Source organism: Microvirga ossetica (genome assembly GCF_002741015.1).
GTDB classification, from domain to species: Bacteria; Pseudomonadota; Alphaproteobacteria; order Rhizobiales; family Beijerinckiaceae; genus Microvirga; species Microvirga ossetica.
The window spans coordinates 2,529,657-2,543,317 of record NZ_CP016616.1; the positions used below are offsets into that span (position 1 = coordinate 2,529,657).

Annotated in this window: 12 protein-coding genes; 6 read left to right on the plus strand and 6 right to left on the minus strand. The window is 65.0% G+C overall.

Annotated features, from left to right (window positions below; all coding sequences use genetic code 11):
- The first annotated feature begins 59 nt into the window (after positions 1 to 59).
- A complete protein-coding gene (locus BB934_RS11855; RefSeq protein ID WP_099509816.1) occupies positions 60 to 482 on the plus strand; it encodes an OsmC family protein in 423 nt (140 codons plus the stop codon).
- 389 nt (positions 483 to 871) lie between these two features.
- On the opposite strand, the gene BB934_RS11860 is transcribed toward BB934_RS11855, so the two are convergent.
- The 3 genes from BB934_RS11860 to BB934_RS11870 are packed head-to-tail and all read right to left on the minus strand — an operon-like array spanning position 872 to position 3,745.
- Complete coding sequence (locus tag BB934_RS11860; RefSeq protein ID WP_099509817.1) at positions 872 to 1,855, minus strand: TRAP transporter substrate-binding protein; 984 nt, start codon at positions 1,853 to 1,855, stop codon at positions 872 to 874.
- A 30-nt stretch (positions 1,856 to 1,885) separates the two neighbouring features.
- Entirely contained in the window at positions 1,886 to 3,193 is a 1,308-nt protein-coding gene (locus BB934_RS11865) for a TRAP transporter large permease (protein WP_099509818.1), read from the minus strand.
- A 6-nt stretch (positions 3,194 to 3,199) separates the two neighbouring features.
- The gene (locus BB934_RS11870) at positions 3,200 to 3,745 is read right to left on the minus strand and encodes a TRAP transporter small permease (RefSeq protein ID WP_099512779.1); all 546 of its coding nucleotides are present in this window, start codon (positions 3,743 to 3,745) and stop codon (positions 3,200 to 3,202) included.
- A 205-nt stretch (positions 3,746 to 3,950) separates the two neighbouring features.
- Between BB934_RS11870 and BB934_RS11875 the strand changes: the two genes are divergently transcribed.
- Entirely contained in the window at positions 3,951 to 4,514 is a 564-nt protein-coding gene (locus BB934_RS11875) for a PRC-barrel domain-containing protein (RefSeq protein ID WP_099509819.1), read from the plus strand.
- A gap of 52 nt (positions 4,515 to 4,566) precedes the next feature.
- Here BB934_RS11875 and BB934_RS11880 read toward each other — a convergent pair whose 3' ends face one another.
- A complete protein-coding gene (locus BB934_RS11880; RefSeq protein ID WP_099509820.1) occupies positions 4,567 to 4,941 on the minus strand; it encodes a ComEA family DNA-binding protein in 375 nt (124 codons plus the stop codon).
- A 255-nt stretch (positions 4,942 to 5,196) separates the two neighbouring features.
- Here BB934_RS11880 and BB934_RS11885 point away from each other — a divergent pair, with 255 nt between their 5' ends.
- Complete coding sequence (locus BB934_RS11885; protein WP_099509821.1) at positions 5,197 to 6,411, plus strand: putative DNA modification/repair radical SAM protein; 1,215 nt, start codon at positions 5,197 to 5,199, stop codon at positions 6,409 to 6,411.
- A gap of 169 nt (positions 6,412 to 6,580) precedes the next feature.
- Entirely contained in the window at positions 6,581 to 8,023 is a 1,443-nt protein-coding gene (locus tag BB934_RS11890) for a UdgX family uracil-DNA binding protein (RefSeq protein ID WP_099509822.1), read from the plus strand.
- 14 nt (positions 8,024 to 8,037) lie between these two features.
- On the opposite strand, the gene BB934_RS11895 is transcribed toward BB934_RS11890, so the two are convergent.
- On the minus strand, positions 8,038 to 9,345 hold the full coding sequence (locus BB934_RS11895) for a cation:proton antiporter (RefSeq protein WP_099509823.1): 1,308 nt from the start codon (positions 9,343 to 9,345) through the stop codon (positions 8,038 to 8,040).
- A gap of 284 nt (positions 9,346 to 9,629) precedes the next feature.
- On the opposite strand from BB934_RS11895, the gene BB934_RS11900 reads away from it, so the two are divergent.
- Positions 9,630 to 11,762: a transglycosylase domain-containing protein gene (locus BB934_RS11900; protein ID WP_099512781.1), complete on the plus strand. Its 2,133-nt coding sequence runs from the start codon at positions 9,630 to 9,632 to the stop codon at positions 11,760 to 11,762.
- A gap of 269 nt (positions 11,763 to 12,031) precedes the next feature.
- The gene (locus BB934_RS11905) at positions 12,032 to 12,382 is read left to right on the plus strand and encodes a DUF1330 domain-containing protein (protein WP_099512783.1); all 351 of its coding nucleotides are present in this window, start codon (positions 12,032 to 12,034) and stop codon (positions 12,380 to 12,382) included.
- Here BB934_RS11905 and BB934_RS11910 read toward each other — a convergent pair.
- Positions 12,367 to 13,566, minus strand: a complete 1,200-nt coding sequence (locus BB934_RS11910) for a multidrug effflux MFS transporter (protein ID WP_099509824.1) — start codon at positions 13,564 to 13,566, stop codon at positions 12,367 to 12,369. The two genes, BB934_RS11905 and BB934_RS11910, sit on opposite strands and share 16 nt — an antisense overlap.
- Positions 13,567 to 13,661: the final 95 nt, after the last annotated feature.

Below are 13,661 nucleotides of genomic sequence, written 5' to 3' on the forward strand. Positions count from 1 at the left end.
GGTCCACTTTTCCGCACGACGCGCTAGATCACCCATCCTATCCGCAAAAGGAGATCAGGATGAACCGCAAAGCAAGAGCCGTCTGGCAGGGCACGGGCAAGGACGGCACCGGCCAGCTCACCTCGGATTCCGGCGTTCTGTCGGCGACGCCCTATTCCTTCAAGACCCGGTTCGAGAACGAGAAGGGCACGAATCCGGAGGAGCTGATCGCCGCGGCCCATGCCGGCTGCTTCACCATGGCGCTCGCCTTCCAGCTCCAGGGCGCCGGCTTCACCCCGACCGAGCTCGCCACGGAAGCCGTCGTCTCCCTCGAACAGGAGGGAAGCGGGTTCGCAATCAAGAAATCGGCGCTGACGCTGAACGCAAAGGTCCCGAACATCGACCGTGCCAAGTTCGAGGAGCTCGCCCGCGCAGCGGAAAAGAACTGCCCCGTCTCCAAGGTGCTCAACGCCGAAATCACGATGGATTTCACGCTGGCTTAAAGAGCGTCATCCCGGACGAGCGAAGCGAGATCCGGGATCGGGTGCAGAACTAAAAATCCACGTCATCACCGGCCTCGTGCCGGTGATCTCGATTGATTGAAGCGCCGCGCTTGTCCGTATCGGGCTGGCCGGGACAAGCCCGGCCATGACGTCAGGGGTGTCATCCCCGGCGAGGGAAGCGAGATCCGGGATCGTTTTCAAAACCAGGCGGAGAAACCCTCTCCCCCCTTGTGGGGGAGAGTTGGAGAGGGGGGTGCTGGCGCCTGACCTTGATAGGCTACCGCTCACACCCCCCTCCCTAGCCCTCACCCACAAGGAGGGAGGGCAATAGCACCATACTCGTCATGCGATCCCGGATCGGCTTCGCCGTCCGGGATGACGTTTGAACCCTACATCGCCGCCTTCTTGTAGCCGTCGACGATCGCCTGTCCGTCGGTGCCTGCCTTCTTGAGCCAGTCCTGCGTCAGCTGCTCGCCGACCTTCTGCAAGCCGGTTTTAAGCTCGGCGCTCGGCGGCTGCACCTTCATGCCCTTCGCGGTCATCTGGTCGACGTACCACTTGGTCTTTTCCTGAGCCGTCTTCCAGCCGCGCTCCTCCGCCGTCTTGGCGGCTTTCAGGATGGCTTCCTGGGTCGGCTTGTCGAGGGCGTCGAAGGCGGCCTTGTTGACGAAGGTCAGGTTCTTCGGGATCCAGGCCTGGGTGTCGTAGAAATGCGAGAGCGATTCCCACACCTTCGAATCGTAGCCGGTGGCGCCCGAGGTCATGAAGGTGTTGACGACGCCGGTGGCGAGCGCCTGCGGCAGGTCCGCCGCCTGGACCGTCACCGGCTGCGCGCCGACGAGTTCCGCGATGCGCGCCGTGCCGGGATTGTAGGAGCGCCACTTCACGCCCTTCAGGTCATCCACCGTATTGATGTCCTTCTTGGCGAAGATGCCCTGCGGCGGCCACGGCACCGCAAACAGCAGCATCAGGCCCTGGCTCGAAAGCTTCTTCTCCACGGCCGGCTTCTGCACGTCCCAGAGCTTCTTCGCCTGATCGAAGGAGGTGGCGAGGAAGGGCACCACGTCGAGGCCGTAGACCGGATCCTCGTTCTCGTGCAGCGACATCAGCACCTCGCCGGCCTGGGCCTGGCCGGTCTGCACTGCGCGCTTGATCTCCGGCGCCTTGAACAGCGAGGCGTTGCCGTGGACCGTGATCTGCAGCTTGCCGCCGGTGGCGTCGGCCACATCCTTGGCGAAGGCGTTCAGGTTCTCGGTGTGGAAGTTGTCCGGCGGATAGGCGGCGGGCAGGTTCCACTTGGTCTGCGCCATGGCAGGCGCTGCCAGGAGCAGGGCGCCCGCGAGGCTCAGGCTGAGGCGCGTCATGTGCTTCATCGTCGTTCTCCTCTGGTTGTTATGGAAATTCTAGTCCGGAAAGGCCATCTGCGGCAGCACCATCACGATCTGCGGAAAGACGGTGATGATCGCCACCGCTGCGACGAGCAGGAAGAAGAACGGCAATGCTGCGAGCGCCACCGTGTTCGAATCCTTGCCCGACATTGTCTGCAGCACGAAGAGGTTGAAGCCGACCGGCGGCGAGACCTCCGCCATCTCGACCACGAGAATGAGGAAGATGCCGAACCAGATCAGGTCGAAGCCGGCGGTTTTCACCATCGGGATCACCACCGCCGTGGTGAGCACGATCATCGAGATGCCGTCGAGCGCCGTGCCGAGCAGGATGTACATGATCGTGAGCGCGGCGATGAGCGCGTAGGGCGAGAGATGCAGGCCGTCGACCCAGCTCGCCAGCGCCTGCGGAATGCCCGTATAGGCCATCGACGTGGACATGAAGGAGGCACCGGCCAGGATCAGCATGATCATGCAGGTGATGCGCGTCGTGCCCATGACGCTGGCCCAGAACGAGTCCCACGACAGGGAGCCCGACCACCAGGCGATCGCCAGCGAACCGAGCACGCCCCAGGCGGCGCATTCCGTAGCCGTGGCCCAGCCGAGCAGCAGGGTGAGAAAGACCAGCGTGATCAGCAAGGCCACCGGGACGAGATTGGTCGATTCCTTAAGCTTCTCGCGAAGGCTCATCCGCGGCTCGGGCGGCGGGGATTTCTTCGGATTGAGCAGCGACCACACAGCGATGTAGCCGGAATAGAGTGCCATCACGAGAAGGCCCGGCAGGAAGCCCGCCAGAAAGATCTGGATGATCGAGACGTTCGCCGCCACCGCATAGACCACCATGGTGATCGAGGGCGGGATCAGGATGCCGAGCGTGCCGGCGCCGGCAAGCGACCCTAAGCTCACCGTCTCGTCGTAGCCGCGCTTCTTCAATTCCGGCAGAGCGATCTTGGCCACCGTCGCGCAAGTGGCCGCGGAGGAGCCGGAGACGGAGCCGAAGAGACCGCAGGCAAGCACGTTCACGTGCATCAGCCGGCCGGGGAGCCAGTTGAGCCAGGGCGCGAGGCCGCGGAACATCTCTTCCGAAAGCCTCGTGCGGAACAGGATCTCGCCCATCCAGATGAAGAGCGGCAGGGCGGCCAATGTCCAGGACGCCGAATTGCCCCAGATGGTGGTAGCGAGCACCGAGCCTGCCGGGATGCCGCCGCCCACGAACTGCATGCCGACCCAGCCGCAGGCCATGAGTGCAATCGCGATCCACACGCCGCCAGCAAGAAGCAGGGCGAGCAGCAGGAGCAGCAGGCCGGAAATCTCGATGAGTTCCATGACGCCCTACACTCCGCTCTGGATCGCGCGCTCCACCACCTCTTCGGCGGTGGTGGCGGGCGGCTTCTCGTAGCGCGGATCGCCGCCGCGCAGCACATGGACGAACTCGTCGACGAAGGCGATGAACAGGATCACGAGGCCGGCGGCATAGCCGGTCTGTGGGATCCAGAGCGGGATCGCCACCACGCCCTGGGACATGTCGTTGAAGCGCCAGCTGTCATAGGTAAGCTGAACCGCATGCCAGGCGAAGAAGCCGACGAATCCGACGCCGATTACGAGCGAGAACATCTCGAACCACCAGCGACTGCGTCCCCGCAGTCGATCGGTGATGAGGCCAACCCGGATCATCTCGCCGGAGCGGAACGTGTGGGCGAGCCCCAGGAACGCCATCGCTGCCATGGACCAGGAGGCAAGGTCGTCGCCGGCCGGGATGTTGATGCCGATGCCCCGCCCGAGGGACAGGCCCATCATGAGGAGAAAGATGATGAGAAGAAACACGCCGGCGAGGTAGCCGGCGACGAGATAAAGGCCGTCGAGGAAGGTTCGGATCATGCGGTCCGTTGCGAGAAATCGACGATGAAGCGTGGCCGAGTTTAGGGGCATTCGCGGCGGGAGCAAGAGGTTCCTCCACTCGGGCTGCACAGGCATCGGGCACAACCTGCGACAATGCTCAGCGTGTCGACAGAACCAAACACCAACTTCGCCGTTGAGAGGTCAGATGTGATCGTTGAGTCACATACAAATCAGGAGGATGAATATGGCTTCCAAGCATCTCATGGCAGCGCTTCTCGGTACGGCTCTGCTGTCGGCGCCCGCTCTTGCCCAAACGTCTCCCGCTCCTTCGGCCACCCCGAACGCCGCGTCGTCCACCATGTCTGCAGGCAACTGGATGACCCAGGAGCGTGCGGGCCAGTGGCGAGCCTCCAAGATCGAAGGCTTGAACGTCTACAACGACGCCAATGAGAAGATCGGCGACATCAGCGAATTGCTCGTGGACCAGACCGGCAAGGTCGTGGCCGTCGTGATCGGCGTGGGCGGCTTCCTCGGCATGGGCGAACATGACGTGGCCGTGCCCTTCGACCAGATCAAGTTCGTCAACGAGCCGCGGGCTGCCGCAACCGCTGCGAACACCACCACCACCGGGACGGCCGGTACGACGATGGGCACCACCGCTGGCACCCCCGCAACGACCGGCTCGACCACGACGACGACGACGGCCGCGCCGGCCGACACCATGAACCGGTCGGCTCCGGACCATGCTCTTTTGAACATGACCAAGGATCAGCTCAAGGCGGCCCCGGAATTCAAGTACAGCCGCTAACAGGTCGTCGATCATCGAAAGGGGCCCGACCGGGCCCCTTTTTTCGTACCGTCTATGACTTTTGATGCGCGATGATGCGATCCTTGATTGCATCATAGGCGTTCTGCGGAATGATCTTCTTGTCGACGAGCTCGTTCTTGCCCCTGTAAGGGCGCCCCTTGATGATGGCATCGGCCCGCGCCGAGCCGATCTCGGGCAGCTTGTCGAGCTCGTCCTTGGGAGCGGTGTTGATGTCGATCAGGGCGCTCGTGGACGATGTCGTGCTGGGAACCGGCTTGGCCGGGCTCGTTGACGGAGCGGTACTGGCCATCGGCGGCTTTGCCGCCGAACCGGGCATGGACGTGCCGGGCGCCGCGGTTTGCGCGAGAGCCGGTGAGGCGAGCAGGGAACCAAGAGCGATCAACGCTCCTAGACGGGAGAGGCGCATTGTAACCTCGTTCAATGGCCGGACTTGCTAGGGCTTCGGCCCGGCTTCCTCGAAGCACCGGATCAACGCGCAGCCAGGCTGGAACGATCCGTTTTCATCCGGTCGGAATTCAGGTTCACGAAGCTATAGGCGGATTGCGAGCCCATCACCTGAAGTCTATCGCTCCGGGCGTGCGACCTCCCGCCCCTTCCCCGGCCCTCGCCAGCGCCCCATCTTCATGCTAGAACAAAACGAGAACAATTGTGCGGAAGATCCATGGACGAGAAGCTTAGCCGGAAGCTGCGCATCCTGGCGGACGCGGCGAAATACGATGCCTCCTGCTCCTCCTCCGGCGCGCCCAAGCGCAAGGCGGATGCGGGCGGCCTGGGTTCCACGGTGGGAACCGGCATCTGCCACGCCTACACGCCGGACGGGCGCTGCGTATCCCTGCTCAAGATCCTGCTCACCAATTACTGCCTGTTCGACTGCGCCTATTGCGTCAATCGGCGCTCGTCCAACGTGAAGCGGGCGAAGTTCTCCGTCGACGAGGTGGTGACGCTCACGATCGAGTTCTACAAGCGCAACTATATCGAGGGTCTGTTTCTCTCCTCGGGCATCATCCGCTCGCCCGACTACACCATGGAGCAGATGATCCTGGTGGCGAAGAAGCTGCGCCGCGACCACGGCTTTCGCGGCTATATCCACCTGAAGACGATTCCCGAGGCGAGCCCCTGGCTGATCGAGGAGGCGGGCCTGTGGGCCGACCGCCTGTCGATCAACCTCGAACTGCCGACGGAGAAGAGCCTGGAACGGCTGGCGCCAGAGAAGGACGGCGCCTCGATCGAGACCGCCATGGCGCAGATGTCAGAGCGCATCGAGGAAGCCCGCGAGGAGCGGCGCCATTTCTCGCCCGCCGGCCAATCGACGCAGATGATCGTGGGCGCCGACGAGACCACGGACGAGGATGTCCTGCGCACCTCCGCCAAGCTCTACGGTCATTACGCCATGAAGCGCGTCTATTATTCCGCCTTCAGCCCGATCCCGGATTCGAGCGCGATCCTGCCCCTGAAATCGCCGCCGCTGATGCGCGAGAACCGGCTCTATCAGGCCGATTGGCTTTTACGCTATTACGGCTTCGACGTGGACGAGATCGCGGCCAGTGGCGACAAGGGTATGCTCGATCTCGACATCGACCCGAAGCTCGCGTGGGCGCTGAAGAACCGCCACCGCTTCCCGGTCGATGTGAACATCGCGGATCGCGAGATGCTGCTGCGCGTGCCGGGCCTCGGGGCACGGGCAGTCGACAAGATCGTGGTGGCGCGCAAACACACGACATTGCGGCTCGAGGATATCGCCCGCCTGACCTCGGGACTGAAACGCGCCAAGACTTTTCTCATCACAGCCGATCATCACCCGAAGGCCAGGCTCGACAAACTCGACCTGCGCGAGCGGCTGATCGAGAAGCCGGAACAGCTGAGTTTGTTCGGATGAGCAGAGGTTCAGCGTGTCATCCCGGACGAAGCGCAGCGCAGATCCGGGATCGCGAGACGAGTGAGACGCTACCAGCCTTCCTCCACAAGGAGGGAGGGGAGACCCGAGCTACGCTCGTCCAACGATCCCGGACCGCCTGCGGCGTCCGGGATGACGAAAGAGAGATGGCGTGAATCTCCACCGCATCACCCTGAAGACCGGCGCCGATCGCCACACCTTCCGCCATGCGGTGCGATGGCTGATCGCAGAGGAGCTGGCGCCGCAGCACGTGGTCTTCGAGGTCGACGATGCGCCTGCGCTGTTCGGTGACGATGTGGCCGGCGATGCACCGGCCGTGTCGATTCCGAAGGGCGTGGCCCGGCTCGTCGAGCATGCGGTCTGCCACAGCGATCCGGAACGCTATGCGCTGCTCTACCGGCTCGTCTGGCGCGTGCTCAACGGCGAGCGCGATCTGCTGGAGGTCGCCAGCGATCCGCTGGTGCACCGGCTCGATCTCATGGCGCGCTCCGTGCGGCGCGACCTGCACAAGATGCACGCCTTCGTGCGCTTCCGCCGCATGCACCATGAAGGCCTCGAACGCTTCGCCGCCTGGTTCGAGCCGGAGCATTTCATCCTGGAAGCGGCGGCACCGTTCTTCGTCGACCGGTTTCGCTCGATGGACTGGACGATCCTCACCCCCATCGGCTCCGTGCGCTGGGACCGCGCGGCGCTGAGCTTCGGCCCGCCCGCACGGCGTGAGGACGCGCCCGATGCGGACAGCTTCGAGGAGGGCTGGCGTGGCTATTACGAGAGCGTGTTCAACCCGGCGCGGGTGAACCCGACCGCCATGCGCGCCGAGATGCCGAAGAAGTACTGGCACAACATGCCGGAGACAGCAGCGATTCCCGGCCTGATCCAAACCGCCGTCCGGCGCGTTGACCGGATGATCGAACAGGAGGCGACGATGCCTGCCAAACGCACCCCCGAACGGGCTCTCGAGGCCATGTGGGATCAGGAGCCGAAAAGCTTGAGAGAGCTCAACGCGATCATCGCCAAGGCGGGGCCGCTGGTGCCCGGCGCCACCCAGGCGGTGTTCGGCGAGGGCCCTGTCCATGCCGACATCGTCTTCGTCGGCGAGCAGCCGGGCGATCAGGAGGACCTGCAGGGACAGCCCTTCGTGGGACCTGCCGGCAAGCTCCTCGACAAGGCCATGAGAGACGCCGGGATCGACCGTTCCCAGGCCTATCTCACCAATGCGGTGAAGCACTTCAAATTCGAGCTGCGCGGCAAGCGCCGCATCCATGCGAAGCCGACCACCGGCGAGGTGAAGCATTACCGGCCCTGGCTGATGAAGGAGCTGGAGCTGGTCAAGCCGAAGCTCGTGGTGGCGCTCGGCGGAACGGCGCTCCTCGCGCTCACCGGCAAGTCGACCCCGATCACCCGCTCGCGCGGACGCGCCCGCTTCGGCGGTTACGAAGGCTATGTGACCGTACACCCATCCTACCTGCTGCGCCTGCCCGACGAGGCGACGAAGCAGGAGGCCTACGAGGCTTTCGTGAGCGACCTGCGCCGCATCCACGATCTCGCTCAGGCCGACCTCGATACCGGCGAGCTGCCGCTGGCGGCGGAGTAAGACAGGGCCGGCTTTTAAGGCTTCGAGGCGACGGACGCAGGAGCCGGCGCCACGTCTGTCGGACACATCGCTTCCACCACATCGCCTCGACTCTGGCGCTGCCGGTCGAGATAGCGCATGACGGGAGTTACGGTCGTGCCATGGAGCAGGATCGAGATCAGCACGATCAGCCCGGTCGTCGACCAGAGCAGGTCCGGCTGTTCGAACTTCGCGTGGCCGAGGCCGTAGGCGAGGTAATAGGCCGACCCCAGTCCCCGGATGCCGAAGAAGCTGATGACCGCCTTCTCGTCGAGGCGCTGGTCGCGGCCGAGAAGGCTGATCCAGCCGCTCAACGGACGCACGAGAAACACCGCAAGCAGCGCGTAGACCACGACCTCGAAGCTGACGGCCCGGAAAAGCCCTCCGTCGGCGATCGCACCGCCGAAGAGCACGAGCAGCATCATCATGGTCAGACGCTCGAGCTGCTCGGTGAAATCGTGCAGCTTCTCATGATACTTGCTGTTGCGCTCCGCGGACCGCAGGCCCAAGGCCGCCACGAACACGGCCAGGAAGCCGTAGCCGTGGATCATCTCGGTCAGCCCGTAGGCGAGACAGGTGATGCCGAGCGCCACGAAGCCGTCGCCCGTCCGGGACAGCCTGGCGCGGTTCGGCAGGCGGAAGGTCAGCCAGCCGAGAACGCGGCCGACGATCCAGCCCGCGACGAGCCCCGCCGACAGCTTCCATAGCACGTCGACGGTCAGCCACTTGACGAGCCAGGGCTCGCCGGTCTGGCCGGCGAGCGCGAGCGCGATGGCGAGATTGACGAAGGGAAAGGCCAGGCCATCGTTGAGCCCCGCCTCCGAGGTGAGGGTGAAGCGGACCTCGTCCTCCAGGCCCTCGCCGGGCGGCCCGACCTGCACGTCGCTGGCCAGAACGGGATCGGTCGGGGCAAGCGACGCTCCCAGCAGGATGGCCGCCGCGGCGCCGAGCCCGAGCAGGGCATGGCCCAGGACCGCGAGCAGCGCGATGGTGAGGGGCATGGCGATGCCGAGCAGGCGCCAAGTGAGCGCGCAGGTGACCCAGGCCAGCGCCCTGTCGAGCTTCAGGCCGGCGCCCATCAGCGCGATGAGCACCACGAACTCGGTCAGCCGCTGGGTGATCGCCAGATGCTCCTGCGGATGGGGAGCGACGCCGGGCACGGCGGGCACCGAGAAGATGACGACACCCAGGCCAACGCAGACGATGGGCAGGGAGAGCGGCAGTTCCTTCAGCACCATCGGCAGCCAGGCGGTGAGCAGCACCACGGCGCCGAAGCCTGCGAGCACGACGACATACGGATCCATGGAGGAGCGAACGCGGCTCGCGACTCGGCAGTTCCGGCAGGCAAGGGGTTAATCCCCGTTAACCGCCCCTTAAACCGCCACAATTAGGGTGCTCCACAGCATGAAAGGCCGGACGATATACCGGCTGGCGCATCGTGCGGACCCGAAGGGCCGCGTCCGCGAAAAGTGGATCCGGTTTTTCGCGATAACGATGCGCTCTTCAAGGGCGGGAGCAACGGATGGATCCCAAAAGTGCAAGTCCACTTTTGGGTCCGATGCTCCAGATCGATGCGGGGTTTTTAAACGTGGCGAACGGACGTGACCGGCGCGAGCCGGTGTTCGATGCGCCCGCTGGGGAAGCGGGGGAGCTGGATTTTCACCTCTCGCCCGAGGATCGGGCAGGGGGAACGATGGCGCGCAGGCGAGCTTCTCGGAACGGCGGCGACGGGCCGCGCCGGCCCGCCCGGCCGAAGAAGGCCAAGCGCAAGGGCGGCCGCTCGCTCCTGAGCAAGCTCGTCTATGCCGGGCTCGTCCTGTGCCTTTGGGGCGTCATCGGCGTCGGCGGCGTGGTTGCCTATTACGCCTCCCAGCTGCCGCCTATCGACCAGCTCACGGTGCCGAAACGGCCGCCGAACATCGCCATCATGGCAAGCGACGGCTCGCTTCTCGCCAATCGCGGCGAGACCGGCGGGCGCACGGTGACGCTGAAAGAGCTGCCGCCCTATCTGCCCAAGGCCTTCGTCGCCATCGAGGATCGGCGCTTCTACGACCATTTCGGCATCGACCCGATGGGCATCGCCCGTGCGGTCTATCGCAACCTGGCGCATAAGGGCGGCCTGCAGGGCGGCTCGACCCTGACGCAGCAGCTTGCCAAGAACCTCTTTCTCACCCAGGAGCGCACCGCCTCGCGCAAGATCCAGGAGGCGATCCTGTCGCTCTGGCTCGAGCGCAACTATTCCAAGGACCAGATCCTCGAGCTCTATCTCAACCGGGTCTATTTCGGCGCCGGCGCCTATGGCGTCGAGGCCGCCGCCCAGCGCTATTACGGCAAGTCGGCGCGCAGCGTGTCGCTCTCGGAAGCCGCGGTGCTCGCGGGCCTCGTGCAATCCCCCTCGCGCCTTGCGCCCAACCGCAATCCCGAGCGCGCCCAGGCCCGCGCCGAGCTCGTGATCGCGGCCATGAACGATCTCGGCTTCATCACGCCCGGCATGACCAAGACCGCGCTCGGCGCTCCCGCCGAGCCCGTGCGCCCCAAGGGCGCCGGCTCCGCCAACTACGCCGCCGATTACGTGATGGACGTGCTCGACGATTTCGTCGGCAATGTCGAATCCGACATCGTCGTCTCGACGACGGTCGAGCCCGCCATGCAGGCGGCAGCCGAGCGCGTGCTCGTCGACGAACTCAACGCCAAGGGCGAGAAGTTCAACGTGAGCCAGGGCGCTTTCGTCGCCATGCAGCCGGACGGCGCGGTGAGGGCACTGGTGGGCGGCCGCAATTACGAGACGAGCCAGTTCAACCGGGCCACGGCGGCGCGGCGCCAGCCGGGCTCCTCGTTCAAGCCCTTCGTCTATCTCACCGCCGTGGAGCGCGGCTATACGCCCGACACGGTTCTGGAAGACGGTCCGGTCAATTACGGCGGCTGGGCGCCGAAGAACTACGACCGCAAGTATCGCGGGCCTATCGCCATGCGCGATGCGCTCGCGCTCTCGCTCAACACCATCGCGGTCAAGCTCAACATGGAGGTCGGACCGAAGAACGTGGTGCAGGCGGCGCAGCGCCTCGGCATCTCCTCGCCGCTGCAGGCCAACGGCTCGCTCGCGCTCGGCACCTCCGAGGTGACGCCGCTCGAACTGGTCTCCGCCTATGCGGCCTTCGCCAATGGCGGCATCGGTGTCATTCCCTACGTGATCGCCCAGGTGAAGACCACGGACGGCAAGCTGATTTACAAGCGCCCGAATGCCGGCGGCCTCGGCCGCGTCATCGACCCTAGCGTCGTCGCGATGATGAACGAGATGATGCACAACACCTTCGTCGTCGGCACGGCGCAGAAGGCGCAGATTCCCGGCTGGTCGCTCGCCGGCAAGACCGGAACCACCGACGATTACAAGGACGCCTGGTTCGTCGGCTTCTCCGGCAATCTCGTCGCCGGCGTCTGGCTCGGCAACGACGACGGCGCGCTCACCAAGCGCGTCACCGGCGGCAACCTGCCGACGGAGGTCTGGCACAACTTCATGCAGATCGCCTTGAAGGATAAACAGCCCGTCGCGCTCCCCGGCAGCGAGCGCTTCCGCACCCCGTCGGGCCCGGCGGTCGCAGGCGCTGGACAGGATCCGCGCTATGCCAGCGCCGGAGAGAACGGCTGGATCCCGCCGCAGCCGGCTCCGCAGCGACGCGCCAGCCGCGAGAAGAACTTCTTCGAGAAGCTGTTCGGGCTCTGAGGCCGGCTCTCTCGGTCACCGCACTGTCATTCCGGGGCCGCGTAAGCGGAGCCCGGAATCCATAACCACGACAGAATGCGGAAATATACGGCTGGCTACCGCAGCGCCTCATTCTGTGCCGTTAGTGGTTATGGATTCCGGGCTCGACCTATGGTCGCCCCGGAATGACAGCGGTGTCATTGAAGACCCGCAAACCATTACCCGGCACGTAATCGCCAATGCTCCGTGCCCCCGGCATGCTCGCTTCATCGATCAAGAGGGAGCTTGTCATGACCGCCTATGCCATCGGCCATCTGCACGACGTCGATCTCGGCGCGGATATCGTCGACTATCTCAAGCGCATCGATGAAACGCTTGCGCCTTTCGGCGGCCGTTTCATCATCCATGGCGGACCCGCGACCGTGGTGGAAGGGTCGTGGTCGGGCGATCTCATCGTGATCGCGTTCCCGGACATGGGAAACGCCCGCGCGTGGTACGATTCTCCGGCCTATCGGCGGATCCTGCGCCTGCGTACCGACAATTCGCGCGGCGACGTGTTCTTCATCGACGGCGTGTCCGCCGATCACAAGGCCACCGATGTGCTTGCGGGGCTGCCGATGATCGATCAGCCCCTGGGTTGATGAGCCCTCGCCCGTCCCGTCGCCAGAAAGAGGGCGAGCGCCAGCACGCCGGTGGTGGCGATGGTGGCAGGCAGGGGGATGGCGGAGGCATCGAGGTTGCGGCCGAGAAGGATGCCGACGATGGCGGCAAAGGTCATCTGGCAGATGCCGAGGAGCGAAGAGGCCGCGCCGGCGCGATCCGGAAACGGCATCAGGGCAGAGGCCATGGATTGCGGCATGGTCAGGCCGACGCCGATCCCGTAAATCGCCATCGGTGCGCTGATGCCGAGCGATGAAGGCACGCCCGACAGCACCAGGGACAGCATGACGAGACCGCCGAGCGCGAGGCAGATCACCCCGAGGCGGATGGTGCCGTCGAGCCCGTAGCGTCCGACAAGGGTCTGCGCGATCGTGGTGCCGGTCATGAAGCCTGCCACCACGAATGTGAAGGAAAAGGCGAAGGACAACTCGTCGAGGCCGTAGATCTTCTGCAGCACGAAGGACGAGCCCGAGATGAAGGCGAAGAGCCCGCCATAGGTGAGCATGGAAAGACCCACATAGGTGCGGTAGCCGGCATGGCCGAGCAGAACGCGAAAGCCGTGCAGGATCGCGGCGAAGGAGATCGGGATGTCCGATTTCCGGCGGATGCTCTCCGGCATCTTCAGCACGATGATGGCGGCGAGCGCCACACCGAACAGGATCATCGCGCCGAAGGTCACGCGCCAGCCGGTGAAGCGCTCGATGACGCCGCCGAGAACGGGCGCGGCGGCGGGCACCACGCCCATGATCGTGCCCATGCGCGACAATTCCTTGCCCGCGCGCGGGCCCTCGTAGAAGTCGCGCACGATGGCACGCCCGAGCACGATGGGCCCGGAGGCGCCGAGCGCCTGCAGGAAGCGCGCGCCGATCAGGGTCTCGATGTTGGGCGAGAGCGCGCAGATCAGGCTTGCCAGGGTGAAAAGCCCAAGCCCGAAGAGCAGCACGGGCTTGCGCCCGATTCGGTCGGAGATCGGCCCGTAGAAGAACTGGCCGGCGGCAAAGCCGAGGAGGAAGGCCGAGAGAGTGAGCTGCGTCTGGCCCGTACTCGCCTTAAAGCTCGCCGCAATGGCCGGCAGCGAGGGCAGGTACATGTCCGTCGAGAGAGGCCCGAGCGCGGTGAGCAGCGCTAGGACGATTGTGAGGGCCAGGGTATCGGGCTTGAGCATGAGGTGAGTTCGGCAATGACGGGAGCGGTCGGGAGTAGGCCGAAACGGAGGGCGTGTCACTGTTTTAAGACGAATTTCGGCCGGTGGTCCACGTC

What these genes read in the sequence shown, in the direction of transcription:
- BB934_RS11855 (WP_099509816.1), top strand. Translation starts at nt 60, where the DNA reads ATGAACCGCAAAGCAAGAGCCGTCTGGCAGGGCACGGGCAAGGACGGC.
- BB934_RS11860 (WP_099509817.1), bottom strand. Translation starts at nt 1,855, where the DNA reads ATGAAGCACATGACGCGCCTCAGCCTGAGCCTCGCGGGCGCCCTGCTC.
- BB934_RS11865 (WP_099509818.1), bottom strand. Translation starts at nt 3,193, where the DNA reads ATGGAACTCATCGAGATTTCCGGCCTGCTGCTCCTGCTGCTCGCCCTG.
- BB934_RS11870 (WP_099512779.1), bottom strand. Translation starts at nt 3,745, where the DNA reads ATGATCCGAACCTTCCTCGACGGCCTTTATCTCGTCGCCGGCTACCTC.
- BB934_RS11875 (WP_099509819.1), top strand. Translation starts at nt 3,951, where the DNA reads ATGGCTTCCAAGCATCTCATGGCAGCGCTTCTCGGTACGGCTCTGCTG.
- BB934_RS11880 (WP_099509820.1), bottom strand. Translation starts at nt 4,941, where the DNA reads ATGCGCCTCTCCCGTCTAGGAGCGTTGATCGCTCTTGGTTCCCTGCTC.
- BB934_RS11885 (WP_099509821.1), top strand. Translation starts at nt 5,197, where the DNA reads ATGGACGAGAAGCTTAGCCGGAAGCTGCGCATCCTGGCGGACGCGGCG.
- BB934_RS11895 (WP_099509823.1), bottom strand. Translation starts at nt 9,345, where the DNA reads ATGGATCCGTATGTCGTCGTGCTCGCAGGCTTCGGCGCCGTGGTGCTG.
- BB934_RS11905 (WP_099512783.1), top strand. Translation starts at nt 12,032, where the DNA reads ATGACCGCCTATGCCATCGGCCATCTGCACGACGTCGATCTCGGCGCG.
- BB934_RS11910 (WP_099509824.1), bottom strand. Translation starts at nt 13,566, where the DNA reads ATGCTCAAGCCCGATACCCTGGCCCTCACAATCGTCCTAGCGCTGCTC.